Source organism: Kribbella sp. CWNU-51, assembly GCF_054073265.1.
Genome location: NZ_JBSXMZ010000047.1, coordinates 149,639 through 164,636, shown reverse-complemented (window position 1 = coordinate 164,636; position 14,998 = coordinate 149,639). Strand labels below are relative to the sequence as shown.

The following is a 14,998-nucleotide window of genomic DNA, read 5'->3' as shown; positions in this document are numbered from 1 at the left end:
CACCCACGACGCACGCACCAAACTCCGCCACCTATACCCCACACATTAGGTGCGACGATCTACTAGTAGCCCACGGTGAAGCGGTGGGGTGTGTGTTGTGGCTGCTCGGCCTCGTCTAGCAAGGCGATTGCGAAGTCTTCGATGGAGAGGTGGGAGTTGCCGTGGGCATCGGTGAGGAGGTGGTCCGTTCCCTTGCGGTAGGTGCCGGTGCGGGTGCCTGGTTCGAGGAGGGCCGGGGGACTGACGTACGTCCAGTCGACGTCGTCGGCTTCGCGGACCAGGGCGAATTGTTCGTTGCAGGCAAGGGCGATTGGGCGCAGGTGGGCTGGGAAGTCTGGTGCGTCCACGAGCATGAGGTCCGTGCCGGGGACGATCAGACTGGCCGCGCCGCCGACCAGGATCAGGCGTACGCCGCTGGACCGGAGACCGATGAGGAGTCCTTTGGCCGCTTGGACCAACTCGGCTTCCTGACCGGGCTGTGGACGGGTCGCACTGATGACGACGTCGTGGCCGGCGCTCAGGGCGGCGACGTCATCCGGGTCGGACGCGTCGCCTCGGCGGATGTGTAGAGCGGGAGAGGCGGGGAGTGTCGCGAGGCGGCTGAGGGTTCGGCTCACTGCCGTCACCTGGTGGCCGCGGGCGAGGGCGTCGTGGACGACTCGGCTGCCGACTGCGCCGGTGGCGCCCCAGACGAGGACGCGCATCGTCAGCTCCTCTCTCCGGCTGCCACGAGGACCGGCGCTGGACTGACCGGCCTCGTCCTGCGCCGTACCTGGGCGCTGATGAGCGCGGCCAGCACGATCAGGCCGCCGATAGCTTGGGCGGTGGTGAGGTGCTGGTCGAGGACCAGCCAGCCGAGGGTGGTGGCGGTCACCGGGCTCAGCAGCCCGAGGAACGTGACATCGGTGGGGGACAGCTCCCGAAGGCCACGGAACCAGAGGGCATACGCGACCGCGGAGCCGATGATCGTCAGGTAGGTGTAGCCCGCGATGTTCTGCAGAGTGAACGCAGGCGGTGCGCCCTCGACCAGGAACGCGACGGGCAGCAACACCACACCGCCGGCTACGAGCTGCCAGCCGGTGGTGGCCAGCAGAGGAGCGGGCGACATCCAGCGCTTACTCAGTACGACGCCTAGCGCCATGACGACCGCTCCACCGAGGGCTGCGACCACACCCCAGGTGTCGAGCTGAGCGTTGGCCCGGAGGACCAGCATGCCGACCCCGAACACACCGGCGATCGCAGTCAGGACAGTCCGCAGCGACAGTCGCTGACCCAGCAGACCGGTAGACAGCAGCGCGACGAGGAGCGGCTGGATCGCGCCGACCGTTGCGGCCACGCCACCCGGCAGCCGGTAGGCGCCGATGAACAGCAGTGCGTTGAACGCCCCGATGTTGAGCGTGCCGAGGACCAGCGATCGCCACCACCAGCTGCCCCGCGGCAGCGTGCGGGTGATCGCGATCAGCAGCAGTCCGGCCGGCAGGGCCCGGAGCAGCGCGGCGAGGAGCGGACGGTGTGGTGGAAGGAGCTCGGTGGTGACCAGATACGTGGTGCCCCAGAGCATCGGCGTGATCGCCGTGACCAGGAGGAGCGAAACTCGATTGCTTAGCACTAAGATAAAGTATCTCAGCGCTAAGGAACTTTCAATACCTCACCGCTAAGCGAGTTGGTCGTAAGCTGGACAGATGGCAGATCACGTCGACCTGGTGCTCGAGCAGTGGCGCGAGCGGCGGCCCGACCTCGACGCGTCGCCGATGGGCGTCATCGGCCGGCTGAGCCGGCTGAGTCAGCTGTTCGACGGCGAGCTGCGGCGCAACTTCGCCCGGCACGACCTCGACCGGGCGTCGTTCGACGTCCTCGCGACCCTGCGGCGGAGCAACTCCGAGCACAGCCTGACCCCGGCCGGTCTGATGCGGTCGTCGATGGTGACGTCCGGAGCGATCAGTCAGCGGCTCGACCGGTTGGAGGCCCGCGGACTGGTCACCCGGGCGCCGAGTGAGACCGACGGGCGCGGCGTCCGGGTGTCGCTGACCGCCGAGGGGCTGCGGTTGATCGATGCCGTGCTGCCGACCCACGTCGACACCGAGAGCCGGCTGCTCGCCGGACTGTCCGGGGCCGAGCGCGACCAGCTCGCCGGTCTGCTGCGGACACTGCTGGAATCGCTCGGGGACAAACCGGACTGACCACTATGGCGCCCCCCGGCAACGACTCGGCCCAGGCGGAGTTGTTGCGTGCGGCCCTCACCCGGCATTTGGTTGCCGAAGGCACCATCCGCGACGAGCGGGTGGCGGCCGCGTTCCGGACGGTGCCGCGGCACCTGTTCGTCCCGTACACGCCGCTCGACCTCGCGTACGCCGACGATGTCGTGCTGATGAAGCGGAACCAGGCCGGCGTGGTGATCAGCTCGGTGTCGCAGCCGAGCATCGTCGCGCTGATGCTCGAGCAGGCCGGGATCGAGCCTGGTGACCAGGTGCTCGAGATCGGCTCCGGCGGCTACAACGCCGCCCTGATGCGGGAGCTGACCGGGCCGAAGGGGTCCGTGACCACGGTCGACATCGACCCCGAGGTCACCGCCCGCGCCCGTGCACTTCTGGACCAGGCCGGGTACGACGACGTCCTGGTCGTGCAGGCGGACGGCGAGTACGGTGCGCCGGGTCAGGCGCCGTACGACCGGATCGTGGTGACCGTGACGGCCTGGGACATCCCGCTGGCCTGGATCGACCAGCTTCGGCCCGGCGGGCGGATCGTCGTACCGCTGCGGGTGCGTGGGCAGACGCGGGCGATCGCGTTCGACCGGGTGGGCGGTCACCTGGACAGCCGGTCGATGACTTGGTGCGGATTCGTCTGCATGCAAGGGGCCGGTGCGAACTATGAGCGGCTCGTCCCGATCAGGGGCGACGAGGTGGGCGTCTGCTTCGACGAGGATCAGGAGGTCGACGCGCATCCGTACGACGGTGTGCTGGAGCAACCGGGGGAGCGGGTCTGGTCAGGGGTGGTGGTGAACCGTGAGGAGCCGCTGTTCGATCTGAACCTCTGGCTCGCGACCACATTGCCTGGGTACTGCGTTCTGTCCGGTGACGGACCGGGCGTCGTCGCGCCGACGCCGCACTGGGGAGCCGCAGCGGTGGCGACCCGCGACAGCATCGCCTATCTGACGTCCCGTCAGGCTCGGAGCGCCCTTGCCTCGTTCGTGGAGCTGGGGTGCAACGGTCACGGCCCGGATGGACGTGACCTGATCGATCGGATGGTCGACCAGGTGCGGATCTGGGACGTCCATCACCGGCGTGGTACCGGACCGGCGTTCCAGGTGCACCCGGTCGGCGACGAGCTCCCGCCGGGCTTCCACATTGGCCGGCGGCACAGCTACATCACGGTCAGCTGGCCGGAGTGACTCCGGGGCGCGGCGGGTTGCGGACGGTCTGCCAGAGCTCGTCGATGTCGGAGCGGTCGTCGGGCTCGGGGGTGTCGACCCAACCACTGGCCCAGACGTCCTCCTCGCGGTCCAGGTCGAAGATCGACTCGGCGAACGCGGCCGAGCCGACATACCGGGACTCGTCCTCGTCCGGCTCGGCGTCCGCGGGCTGGGGCGAGCCGGGGGTGGTGCCGGTCGGCGCGACCAGGGCGCGGGCGTACTTCTGTGCGTCGAGGATGCCCAGGTCCCGCTCGTCGCACAGCAGCCGGATCGCGCCGACCTCGTGGCCGGTGCGCATCAGCTCGCGCACCCGGGTGTCGAGATCCTGCTTCGGTGCGGGCAGGTTGTTCTGCGGCGGGCGATGCGCGGGCGATTGATTGGCCGGCAACCAGATCTCAGCCGGCTGGTACTGCGGGGCCGACTGGGCCGGCAGTTGGTTGGACTGGCCGGGTGACGTCCGCTCACCCAGGTGGCGCGGCTGGCGGCCGGCCTGCATGCTCTGCTGGAGCGCGGCGGCCACCTGCTGACTGCCCGGCGCGGTCCCCTGCTGCGCCTGGATCCGCTCGATCAGCTTCTGGACCCGCGGCCTCGGCGTACCGGTGGGCTTGGTCGACCGCTGCTTCAGCTTCCCGATCACGCTGAGCACGATCATGATGACGATGAAGATCGCGAACTCGGCCACCGGTGCCTCCGTAGTGCTCGGGAATGCCAGCGTAGTCGCCGCCAGGGCCGCTGCCCGCCACGGAATCGGAGGAAAGCGGTGGTGACCGCTACAATCCGGTGTTACCGCTGATCGATTTCGAAGGGCATACCCGCGTGGCAACGACGAACGACCTCAAGAACGGCATGGTGCTCGACCTGGACGGGCAGCTGTGGTCCGTCGTGTGGTTCCAGCACCACAAGCCGGGCAAGGGCGGCGCCATCGTCCGGACGAAGCTGAAGAACGTGCTGTCCGGCAAGGTGGTCGACAAGACCTTCAACGCCGACGTCAAGGTCGACGTGGCCACGGTCGACAAGCGTGACATGACGTACCTGTACAACGACGGCTCGGCGTACGTGTTCATGGACAAGAGCACCTACGACCAGCTGCAACTGCAGCCCGAGGTGGTCGGCGACGCCGTGCACTTCCTGCTGGAGAACCAGGACGCCATCGTCGCCGTGCACGACGACCTCCCGTTGTACGTCGAGCTCCCGGCCTCGGTCGAGCTCACGGTGCAGTACACCGAGCCGGGTCTGCAGGGCGACCGCTCCAGCGGCGGCACCAAGCCGGCCAAGCTGGAGACCGGCTACGACATCCAGGTCCCGCTGTTCCTGACCACTGGTGAGAAGGTCAAGGTCGACACCCGCACCGGGGACTACCTCGGCCGCGTCACCTCCTGAGGCTTTGAGAGAGCTGACAACAGAACATGTCTGCCCGTAGCAAGGCCCGCAAGCGCGCACTGGACGTGCTGTTCGAGTCGGAGGTCAGGGGACTGCCGGTCGGCGGCACCCTGGCCGACCGGGTGGCTGACAACGATCCGCCGGTGAACGAGTTCACCGTGGCGCTGGTCGAGGGTGTCGCGAAGCACATCGACGTGATCGATGACCTGCTGGAGACGCACTCGGTGGGCTGGTCGCTGGACCGGATGCCCGCGGTCGACCGGAACATCCTGCGGATCGGGACCTACGAGCTGTTGTTCGACGACCAGGTGCCGGACGTGGTCGCGGTGAGCGAGGCGGTGGCCATGGCGCGGGACCTGTCCACCGACGAGTCGCCGGCGTTCGTCAACGGGCTGCTGGCCAGACTGCTGCAGTTGAAGCCCACCCTCGGCGTCTGAAGAAATTTCGAGCTGAGGAACGAGGGGGGCGAGCCCTCCGGGAAGTCAGGCCCGAAACCGTCTCGGTACGGTCTCGGGCCGGGCAGGTACGTCCCCGTGGTGGTGGCGCGGGAGGAACGGCCCCGGCCTCGGTGGTGCCTGTTGTGAGGTACTGCGGTACTGCGAGGAGGCGGGCGGCCGTGGGCCAGCTGCTACGAGCCCCGACCGTCTCTGCTGCCTCCGTCCGGCGTCAGGCGCCGGCTGCCTCGGACTCCTCGACGTCGCCCTTCGCCTCCGGGTTCAGCACACCCCAGGAGATGAAGCGCTCGGTAAGAGTCGTCGGCGACTCGTCGTAGATCACGGCGAGGGTCCGCATGTCGTCCTGACGGATCGACAGCACCTTGCCGTTGTAGTCCCCGCGCTGAGCCTGAATCGTGGCCGCGTACCGCGTCAGCGGACCGGCCTCGCTCGCGTCGAGGTGTTGCAGGGCCTCCAGGTCGAGGATCAACCGGGGAGGAGCGGCAGCCGCGGCGGCCGCGCTGGCGTTACCAGGCAGCAACTCACGGATCGGCACGCCGTAGAAATCGGCGAGCTCGGCGAGCTTCTGGACCGTGACGGCTCGATCGCCGCGCTCGTACGAGCCGACGACGACCGCCTTCCAGCGACCCTTGGACTTCTCTTCCACGCCATGCAGCGACAACCCTTGCTGCTGGCGGATGGCGCGTAGCTTGCCACCCAGTGTCTTCGCGTATTCGCTAGGCACGCTGGTTCTTCCCTCCGACTAGATTTCGTCATGTCCGGCCCGCCGGAACGGGCCGGTCGGTGAAACCCCCTCGATTACACAGAGTAACAATATTCTGGGCCAGAGGCCAGCGTCAAGACGGCGTGTCACATCCGATACCATGTCAAGCGGTCCGAACCTGCTTTAAAGACCCGTCCAGAGAGGCGGGAAAGGAGGAACGGTTGCGATGAACCATGCCCACAACGCCGCGCCCCAACCGGCGCCGCGCGAGGTCCTGGACGCTTCCGACATTTCCCGGGCGTTGACCCGGATCGCGCACGAGATCCTCGAGCGCAACCGCGGTGCCGACCCGGTAGTCCTGCTCGGCATCCCCACCCGAGGCGTCGGCCTGGCCGCACGCATCTCCGCCCGGATCGCGGCGGTCGAGGGGCAGAGTGTGCCGACAGGGTCACTCGATGTGACGATGTACCGCGACGACATCGGCCTCAAACCACCCCGCGGCCTGGAACACACCGACATCCCGGCGGGCGGTATCGACGGCAAGGTCGTCGTACTGGTCGACGATGTGCTGTTCTCCGGCCGCACCATCCGCGCGGCCCTGGACGCCATCGGCGACATCGGCCGTCCGCGCGCCGTCCAGCTCGCGGTGCTCGTCGACCGCGGCCACCGCGAACTGCCCATTCGCGCCGACTACGTGGGCAAGAACCTGCCGACCTCCCTGGTCGAGCGGGTCACCGTCCACCTGACCGAGTACGACGGTGCCGACGCGGTGCTGATCGCCGACAAGACGACGCCAACGTCCGAAGATCCGAGGCTCAGGACCCACGGTTCTTCGGACGCAAGGGATGGGGTGAGGTCGTGATGAAGCATCTGCTGAGTGCGGGGGATCTGAGCCGGGACGAGGCGAACCTGATCCTGGACACCGCCGAGGAGATGCGGTCGCTGGCCGACCGCCCGATCAAGAAACTGCCGGCCCTGCGCGGCCGGACCGTGGTGAACCTGTTCTTCGAGGACTCCACCCGGACCCGGATCTCGTTCGAGGCCGCCGCCAAGCGGCTGTCGGCCGACGTGATCAACTTCTCCGCCAAGGGCTCCAGCGTGAGCAAGGGGGAGAGCCTCAAGGACACCGCCCTCACGCTGCAGGCGATGGGCGCGGACGGCGTGGTCTGCCGGCACGGATCCTCCGGGGCGCCGCACCTGCTCGCGACCTCGGGCTGGATGACCGGGGCGGTGGTCAACGCCGGCGACGGCACCCACGAGCACCCGACCCAGGCGCTGCTCGACGCGTTCACGATGCGGCGGCACCTCGGTGCGCTGGACGGCCGCCGGATCACGATCGTCGGCGACGTCCTGCACTCCCGCGTCGCCCGGTCGAACGTGCTGCTGCTGTCGACGCTCGGCGCCGAGGTCACGGTGGTCGCGCCGCCGACGCTGCTGCCCGTCGACATGACGAACTGGCCGTGCGCCACGTCGTACGACCTGGACGCCGCGCTGGCCAAGAGCGACGCGGTGATGATGCTGCGGGTGCAGCGGGAGCGGATGAACGACGCGTTCTTCCCGAGCGCCCGCGAGTACACCCGCCGCTACGGTCTCGACGTCCACCGGATGGCGCAACTGCCGGACGACGCAATCGTGCTGCACCCCGGCCCGATGAACCGCGGCATGGAGATCAGCGCCGACGTGGCCGACTCCACCCGCTCGGTCATCGTCGAGCAGGTCACCAACGGCGTGGCCATCCGGATGGCCGTCCTTTACCTGCTGCTCTCCGGCAGCAACGACACGACTGAGGAGCAGACCGCATGACCGCGTACCTGATCACCGGCGCGAAGATCCTGGGCGGTGAGGTGGCGGACCTGCTGATCGACAACGGCGAGATCGTTGCCGTCGGCACCAACCTGGAGACGCCGGGCGGGGTCGAGACGATCGACGCCACGGGGCTGATCGCGCTGCCGGGACTGGTCGACCTGCACACGCACCTGCGTGAGCCCGGCCGGGAGGACGCCGAGACCGTCCTCACCGGCACCCGGGCCGCCGCGCTGGGCGGGTTCACCGCGGTCTTCGCGATGGCCAACACCGACCCGGTGGCCGACACCGCCGGGGTCGTCGAGCAGGTCTGGCGCCTCGGCCGCGAAGCCGGGTACGCCGACGTCTACCCGATCGGCGCGGTCACGGTCGGCCGGAAGGGGACGCAGCTCGCAGAGCTGGGCGCGATGGCGGACTCGGCGGCTCGCGTGCGGGTGTTCTCCGACGACGGCGACTGTGTCTGGGACGCCGCCTTGATGCGGCGCGCACTCGAGTACGTGAAGGCCTTCGGCGGCACGATCGCCCAGCACGCACAGGAGCCGCGGCTCACCCAGGGCGCGCAGATGAACGAGGGCGCGCTGTCCGGCGTCCTCGGCCTGACCGGCTGGCCGGCTGTCGCCGAGGAGGCGATCATCGCCCGCGACGTCCTGCTGAACGCGCACGTCGGCTCGAAGCTGCACATCTGCCACCTGTCCACCAAGGGCTCGGTGGAGATCGTCCGGGCGGCGAAGCGCCGCGGGCTCGACGTGACCGCCGAGGTGACGCCGCACCACCTGCTGCTGACCGAGGACCTGGCCGCGTCGTACAACCCGGTCTTCAAGGTGAACCCGCCGCTGCGGACCAAGGAGGACGTCGAGGCGGTTCGCGAGGGCCTGGCCGACGGCACGATCGACATCGTCGCCACCGACCACGCGCCGCACCCGGTCGAGGACAAGGACTGCGAGTGGAGCGCGGCGGCGCCCGGCATGCTCGGCCTCGAGACCGCGCTCAGCGTGGTCCAGCACGCGATGGTCGACACCAAGCTTCTGACCTGGGCGGAGGTCGCGGACCGGATGAGCTACCGGCCGGCCGCGATCGGCCAGATCGGCGACCACGGCCGGCCCTTGGAGGCGGGGAGCCCGGCCAACCTTGTCCTGGTGGATCCGGCGGTCGTGCGGACGATCGTCCCCCGGGAGTCGGCGTCGCTGTCGCGGAACACGCCGTTCGACGGGATGACGCTGCCGGGCAAGGTGGTCGCGACGTTCCGCAAGGGTACGGCGACCGTCCTGGACGGGAAGCTGGCCAGGTGAAGGCGTTCCTCGGCATTCTCGGCACGCTGCTGATCCTGGCGGCGGCCTACTACGGCATGTACCGGGGCTGGCGGAACCGCAAGTCCCGGCAGGCCGATCTCGCGCCGCTGCCCGCGGTGCCGGAAGACAGGACGCGGGGCGTGGAAGGTGTGTACGTCGCCACCACGTCGGCCGGCGACTGGATGGACCGGATCGCCGTGCACGAACTGGGCGTCCGCAGTACCGCGGACCTGGCCGTCAGTCAGGCCGGCCTGATCTTCCATCGGCAGGGTGCGGCGGATGTGTTCATTCCCGCGGACCACCTGACCGGCGTCCGGACCGACCGCGGGATCGCCGGCAAGGTGACCGCGGAGAAGTCGGGCCTGGTGGTGGTCACCTGGAACCACGACGGCCGCGCGCTGGACACCGGCTTCCGGCCCCGCCGCAAGGCCGACACCGCCCCCTTGACCGAATCCATCGCAACTCTGATCGGAGCCGAGCAGACATGAGCCAGCCTGCATTGCTGGTCCTGGAGGACGGCCGGTCGTTCGCCGGTACGTCGTACGGGGCGACCGGAGAGACCTTCGGCGAGGCGGTGTTCACCACCGGCATGACCGGCTACCAGGAGACGCTGACCGACCCGTCGTACCACCGTCAGATCGTCACCCAGACCGCGCCGCACATCGGCAACACCGGGGTGAACGACGAGGACGACGAATCACAGAAGATCTGGGTCGCGGGCTACGTCGTCCGCGACCCTGCTCGGGTGCCGTCGAACTGGCGCGCGACCCGGTCCCTCGACGACCAGCTCAAGGGTCAGGGCATCGTCGGGATCTCCGGTATCGACACCCGCGCGCTGACCCGGCACCTGCGCGAACGCGGTGCGATGCGGGCCGGGATCTCCACCGAGATCCTGGACCCCGCCCAGCTGCTGACGAAGGTGCTCGAGCAGCCGCCGATGGTCGGGGCGGACCTCGCCGACGAGGTCACCACGGCTGCGGCGTACGTCGTTCCGGCCGAAGGGGAGAAGCGGTTCACTGTCGTGGCGCTCGACCTCGGGATCAAGTCGATGACGCCGAAGCGGATGGCCGAGCGCGGCATCGAGGTGCACGTGCTGCCGGCCACCGCGACGCTCGACGAGGTACTCGCGGTCGACCCGGATGGCATCTTCATGAGCAACGGTCCCGGCGACCCGGAGACCACCGAGCACCCGACCGACCTGCTCAAGGCCCTGCTGCAGCGGGGGAAGCCGTACTTCGGGATCTGCTTCGGCAACCAGGTGTTCGGCCGGGCGCTCGGGCTGGGCACGTTCAAGCTCAAGTACGGGCACCGGGGGATCAACCAGCCGGTGCTCGACCGGGCCACCGGCAAGGTCGAGATCACCGCGCAGAATCACGGGTTCGCGGTGGACGCGCCGCTCGACGAGACGGTCGAGACGCCGTACGGCACGGCTGAGGTGTCGCATGTGTCCTTGAACGACGACGTGGTCGAAGGACTCAAGCTCACCGGCCGCGACGGCCGGGTGCTCGCGTTCTCTGTGCAGTACCACCCTGAAGCGGCAGCAGGGCCGCACGATTCGGCCTACCTGTTCGACCGGTTCGTAGAACTGATGGAAGGACGGGTCTGATGCCGCGGCGTACAGACATCGAGTCGGTCCTGGTGATCGGCTCCGGCCCGATCGTGATCGGGCAGGCCTGCGAGTTCGACTACTCCGGCACCCAGGCCTGTCGCGTGTTGCGCGAGGAGGGCTTCCGGGTCGTGCTGGTGAACTCGAACCCGGCCACGATCATGACCGATCCGGAGTTCGCCGACGCGACCTACGTCGAGCCGATCACGCCGGAGTTCGTCGAGAAGGTGATCGAGAAGGAGCGCCCGAACGCACTGCTCGCCACGCTGGGCGGCCAGACCGCGCTGAACGCGGCGATCGCCCTGCACGACAACGGCGTCCTGGAGAAGTACGGCGTCGAGCTGATCGGCGCGTCCGTCGACGCGATCCAGCGCGGTGAGAACCGGGAGTCGTTCAAGCACATCGTCGAGAAGCTCGGCGCGAACGTCGCGCGGTCGCGGATCTGTCACACCCTGGACGACGTGATGGGTGCGGCCGGGGAGCTCGGTTACCCGCTGGTGGTGCGGCCGTCGTTCACGATGGGCGGCGTCGGCTCCGGGATGGCGTACGACGAAGCCGACCTGCGCCGGATCGCCGGCGCCGGACTGCGCGCCAGCCCGACCACCGAGGTGCTGATCGAGGAATCGATCCTCGGCTGGAAGGAGTACGAGCTGGAGGTGATGCGCGACAAGGCCGACAACGTCGTGATCATCTGCTCGATCGAGAACGTCGACCCGATGGGCGTGCACACCGGCGACTCGGTCACGGTCGCGCCGGCGATGACGCTGACCGACCGTGAGTACCAGGTGATGCGGGACCTTGCCATCGGCATCATTCGCGAGGTCGGGGTCGACACCGGCGGCTGCAACATCCAGTTCGCGGTGAACCCCGACGACGGCCGGCTGATCGTGATCGAGATGAACCCGCGGGTGTCGCGCTCGTCCGCGCTGGCGTCGAAGGCGACCGGCTTCCCGATCGCCAAGATCGCGGCGAAGGTTGCCATCGGCTACACCCTGGACGAGATCCCGAACGACATCACCCGGCAGACGCCGGCCAGCTTCGAGCCGACGCTGGACTACGTGGTGGTGAAGGTGCCGCGGTTCGCGTTCGAGAAGTTCCCGGCCGCGGACGCGACGCTGACCACGCACATGAAGAGCGTCGGCGAGGCGATGGCCATCGGCCGCAACTACACCGAGGCGCTGCAGAAGGCGCTCCGCTCGCTGGAGAAGCCGGAGGCCCGGTTCTCCTGGGCCGGGTCGCCGTCGACCGGCCTCGAGCCGTTGCTGGAGGCAATCAAGACGCCGCACGACGGCCGGCTGCGGACCATCATGGACGCGATCCGGGCTGGGGCCACGCCGGAGCAGATCTTCGACTCCACTCGCATTGATCCCTGGTTCGTGGACCAGCTCTACCTGATCCACGAGACCGCTCTCCAGGTCTCGGCCGCACCGCGGCTGACACCGGAGGTGATCAAGCTGGCCAAGCGGCACGGGTTCTCGGATCTGCAGCTGGCCGAGATCCGCGGGCTGACCGAGGACGTCGTCCGCGGGGTCCGGCAGGCGCTCGGGATCCGGCCGGTCTACAAGACGGTCGACACCTGTGCGGCCGAGTTCAAGGCCGAGACGCCGTACCACTACTCGTCGTACGACGAGGAGACGGAAGTCGCACCGCGCGAGACCCCGGCCGTGCTGATCCTCGGCTCCGGGCCGAACCGGATCGGCCAGGGGATCGAGTTCGACTACTCCTGTGTGCACGCGTCGATGGCGCTGCGCGAGGCCGGCTATTGCACGGTGATGGTCAACTGCAACCCGGAAACGGTTTCGACCGACTACGACACCTCCGACCGGCTGTACTTCGAGCCGCTCACCTGCGAGGACGTTCTCGAGATCGTGTACGCCGAGATGCAGGCCGGCCCGGTCGCCGGGGTGATCGTGCAGCTCGGTGGGCAGACGCCACTGGGTCTGGCGCAGCGGCTCGCGGATGCCGGCGTACCGATCGTCGGGACGTCACCGGCCGCGATCCACCTCGCGGAAGAACGGGGCGCGTTCGGAAAGGTGCTCGCCGAGGCGGCGCTGCCGGCGCCCAAGCACGGTACGGCGATGTCCTTCGACGAGGCGCAGCTGATCGCCACCGAGATCGGCTACCCGGTGCTGGTGCGGCCGTCGTACGTGCTGGGCGGTCGGGGCATGGAGATCGTCTACAGCGAGGCGGAGCTGACCGCGGCGCTGAACCGGCTGAGCGCCGGGTATGGCTCGTGGGAGCACCCGGTGCTGATCGACCGGTTCCTCGACGACGCGGTCGAGATCGACGTGGACGGCCTGTTCGACGGCGACGAGTTGTTCCTCGGCGGCGTGATGGAGCACATCGAGGAGGCCGGGGTGCACTCGGGCGACTCATCGTGTGCGCTGCCGCCGATCACGCTCGGGAACGCCGACATCGAGAAGATCCGGACGTCGACCGAGGCGATCGCCCGCGGCGTCGGCGTACGGGGGCTGCTGAACGTGCAGTACGCGCTGGCCGGGGACGTGCTGTACGTGCTCGAGGCGAACCCGCGGGCGTCGCGGACGGTACCGTTCGTGTCGAAGGCGACCGCGACTCCGCTGGCCAAGGCGGCGGCCCGAGTGATGCTCGGGGCAACCATTTCCGAGCTGCGGACCGAGGGTCTGCTGCCGGCCGAGGGCGACGGCGGGACGCTGCCGACCTCGACGCCGATCGCGGTGAAGGAAGCCGTGATGCCGTTCAACCGGTTCCGGACCATCGACGGCGCGTCGGTCGACACCGTGCTCGGGCCGGAGATGCGGTCCACCGGCGAGGTGATGGGTATCGACGACACCTTCGGGACCGCGTTCGCCAAGTCGCAGGCCGGGGCGTCACAGCCGCTGCCGAGCTCGGGCAAGGTCTTCGTGTCGGTCGCCAACCGGGACAAGCGGCACATGATCTTCCCGGTGAAGCGGCTGGCGGATCTCGGCTTCCAGATCTACGCGACCGAAGGGACGGCGGACGTCCTGCGGCGCAACGGGGTCGAGGCGGTCACGGTCCGCAAGAGCAGCCAGGGTCCGGGGCCGAACGGTGAGCCGACGATCGTGCAGATGGTCCAGGACGGCGAACTGAACCTGATCGTCAACACGCCGATCGGGATCACCAAGGGCGGGTCCCCGCGGCTGGACGGCTACGAGATCCGGAGTGCGGCGGTGGCGCGCAACATCCCGTGCATCACGACGGTGCAGGGGCTGGCGGCCGCCGTCCAGGGGATCGAGGCGCAGCAGGCCGGGGACATCGGTGTCCGGTCGCTGCAGGACTGGGTGCCGAGGATCCGCGGTGTATAGCCGGGTCGTGCGGCCGGTCCTGTACCGGCTGGGTCGCGGCGACGCGGAGGTCGCGCACGAGCAGACGCTGCACGGCCTCCGCCGCCTCGGCCGGATCCCCGGCGCGGTCGCGGCCCTGTCCCGGACGTACGGCGCGTTGCCGACCGGCTCGCCCCGGACGGTCTTCGGCGTCCGCTTCCCCTCCCCGATCGGCTTGGCCGCAGGGATGGACAAGAACGGGATCGCCCTGCCCGCCTGGCGCGCGCTCGGCTTCGGCTTCGTCGAGGTCGGCACCGTGACCGCCCATCCGCAGCCGGGGAACGAGAAGCCGCGGCTGTTCCGGCTGGTCGAGGACGAGGCCGTGATCAACCGGATGGGCTTCAACAACCTCGGCTCATCCGCGCTGGCCGACCGGCTGGCGGCGTACGGCGAGCTGGGCTATCCGTTGGGGATCTCGATCGGGAAGTCCAAGGTGACTCCGCTCGAGGACGCGGTCGAGGACTACGTGACCTCACTGCGGCGGCTCTCGGCGTACGGCGACTACTTCGCGGTCAACGTATCGTCGCCGAACACGCCGGGGTTGCGGTCGCTGCAGGACGCCGGGCATCTGCGTGAACTGCTGACCGCCCTGCACGCCGAGGCGTCCTCGCTGAGCGTTGGCGGCCTGGGCGGCAAGCCGATCCTGGTCAAGATCGCGCCGGACCTGACGCCGTCCGCCATCGACGAGTTGCTCGCAGTGTGCACCGAGGTCGGCGTGGCGGGGATCATCGCGACCAACACCACGATCGGGCGGTCGGGGGTCGAATCCCATCCGCTGGCGTCGGAAACCGGCGGGTTGTCCGGGCGTCCGTTGACCGAGATCGCGGCCAAGACGGTCGCGCACATCCACGCGGAGACCGGGGGAGCGCTGCCGATCATCGGCGTCGGAGGCATCCTCGAGCCCGCCGATGCGACCCGGCTGTTCGACGCCGGGGCCAGCCTGGTGCAGGTTTACACCGGACTGATCTACCGCGGGCCCGGCCTGATCCGCCGCATCAACCGAGGACTGACATGAGCCACCGACCCATCG

At 69.0% G+C, this 14,998-nt stretch carries 15 protein-coding genes; 11 read left to right on the top strand and 4 right to left on the bottom strand.

Going from position 1 to position 14,998, the window contains the following annotated elements; genetic code table 11:
- Positions 1-62: 62 nt before the first annotated feature.
- Positions 63-704: an NAD(P)-dependent oxidoreductase gene (locus ACXC9Q_RS36810; protein ID WP_457061263.1), complete on the bottom strand. Its 642-nt coding sequence runs from the start codon at positions 702-704 to the stop codon at positions 63-65.
- A gap of 2 nt (positions 705-706) precedes the next feature.
- A complete protein-coding gene (locus ACXC9Q_RS36805) occupies positions 707-1,609 on the bottom strand; it encodes an EamA family transporter (protein ID WP_457061262.1) in 903 nt (300 codons plus the stop codon).
- 73 nt (positions 1,610-1,682) lie between these two features.
- Here ACXC9Q_RS36805 and ACXC9Q_RS36800 point away from each other — a divergent pair, with 73 nt between their 5' ends.
- Positions 1,683-2,180: a MarR family winged helix-turn-helix transcriptional regulator gene (locus ACXC9Q_RS36800; protein WP_457061261.1), complete on the top strand. Its 498-nt coding sequence runs from the start codon at positions 1,683-1,685 to the stop codon at positions 2,178-2,180.
- A gap of 5 nt (positions 2,181-2,185) precedes the next feature.
- The gene (gene fxlM, locus ACXC9Q_RS36795; RefSeq protein ID WP_457061260.1) at positions 2,186-3,388 is read left to right on the top strand and encodes a methyltransferase, FxLD system; all 1,203 of its coding nucleotides are present in this window, start codon (positions 2,186-2,188) and stop codon (positions 3,386-3,388) included.
- On the opposite strand, the gene ACXC9Q_RS36790 is transcribed toward fxlM, so the two are convergent.
- Positions 3,372-4,091 (bottom strand): hypothetical protein, encoded by a 720-nt coding sequence (locus tag ACXC9Q_RS36790; protein WP_457061259.1) that lies wholly within the window; start codon positions 4,089-4,091, stop codon positions 3,372-3,374. The two genes, fxlM and ACXC9Q_RS36790, sit on opposite strands and share 17 nt — an antisense overlap.
- A gap of 134 nt (positions 4,092-4,225) precedes the next feature.
- On the opposite strand from ACXC9Q_RS36790, the gene efp reads away from it, so the two are divergent.
- Together efp and nusB are read left to right on the top strand one after the other, a co-directional pair.
- Complete coding sequence (efp, locus tag ACXC9Q_RS36785; protein WP_405067392.1) at positions 4,226-4,789, top strand: elongation factor P; 564 nt, start codon at positions 4,226-4,228, stop codon at positions 4,787-4,789.
- Between the two features lie 26 nt (positions 4,790-4,815).
- Entirely contained in the window at positions 4,816-5,226 is a 411-nt protein-coding gene (gene nusB / locus ACXC9Q_RS36780; protein WP_328520027.1) for a transcription antitermination factor NusB, read from the top strand.
- 229 nt (positions 5,227-5,455) lie between these two features.
- Here the strand turns inward: nusB and bldD are convergent, their stop codons facing one another.
- Positions 5,456-5,968, bottom strand: coding sequence for a transcriptional regulator BldD (bldD, locus tag ACXC9Q_RS36775; protein ID WP_134119831.1), 513 nt, complete (start codon positions 5,966-5,968; stop codon positions 5,456-5,458).
- Positions 5,969-6,173: 205 nt separating this feature from the next.
- On the opposite strand from bldD, the gene pyrR reads away from it, so the two are divergent.
- Genes pyrR through ACXC9Q_RS36740 form a run of 7 tightly spaced genes read left to right on the top strand, consistent with a single transcriptional unit; the run spans position 6,174 to position 14,983 of the window.
- Entirely contained in the window at positions 6,174-6,809 is a 636-nt protein-coding gene (gene pyrR / locus ACXC9Q_RS36770) for a bifunctional pyr operon transcriptional regulator/uracil phosphoribosyltransferase PyrR (protein WP_457061258.1), read from the top strand.
- Positions 6,809-7,750, top strand: a complete 942-nt coding sequence (locus tag ACXC9Q_RS36765) for an aspartate carbamoyltransferase catalytic subunit (RefSeq protein ID WP_457061268.1) — start codon at positions 6,809-6,811, stop codon at positions 7,748-7,750. The genes pyrR and ACXC9Q_RS36765 overlap by 1 nt, the downstream gene beginning before the upstream one ends.
- The gene (locus ACXC9Q_RS36760) at positions 7,747-9,039 is read left to right on the top strand and encodes a dihydroorotase (protein ID WP_457061257.1); all 1,293 of its coding nucleotides are present in this window, start codon (positions 7,747-7,749) and stop codon (positions 9,037-9,039) included. Before ACXC9Q_RS36765 ends, ACXC9Q_RS36760 begins: the two co-directional genes overlap by 4 nt.
- Positions 9,036-9,527, top strand: a complete 492-nt coding sequence (locus ACXC9Q_RS36755) for a PH-like domain-containing protein (RefSeq protein ID WP_457061256.1) — start codon at positions 9,036-9,038, stop codon at positions 9,525-9,527. Before ACXC9Q_RS36760 ends, ACXC9Q_RS36755 begins: the two co-directional genes overlap by 4 nt.
- Positions 9,524-10,645 (top strand): glutamine-hydrolyzing carbamoyl-phosphate synthase small subunit, encoded by a 1,122-nt coding sequence (carA, locus tag ACXC9Q_RS36750; RefSeq protein WP_457061255.1) that lies wholly within the window; start codon positions 9,524-9,526, stop codon positions 10,643-10,645. The genes ACXC9Q_RS36755 and carA overlap by 4 nt, the downstream gene beginning before the upstream one ends.
- Positions 10,645-13,950, top strand: a complete 3,306-nt coding sequence (carB, locus tag ACXC9Q_RS36745; protein ID WP_457061254.1) for a carbamoyl-phosphate synthase large subunit — start codon at positions 10,645-10,647, stop codon at positions 13,948-13,950. Before carA ends, carB begins: the two co-directional genes overlap by 1 nt.
- Positions 13,943-14,983: a quinone-dependent dihydroorotate dehydrogenase gene (locus tag ACXC9Q_RS36740; protein WP_457061253.1), complete on the top strand. Its 1,041-nt coding sequence runs from the start codon at positions 13,943-13,945 to the stop codon at positions 14,981-14,983. The genes carB and ACXC9Q_RS36740 overlap by 8 nt, the downstream gene beginning before the upstream one ends.
- The last annotated feature ends 15 nt before the right edge of the window (positions 14,984-14,998 follow it).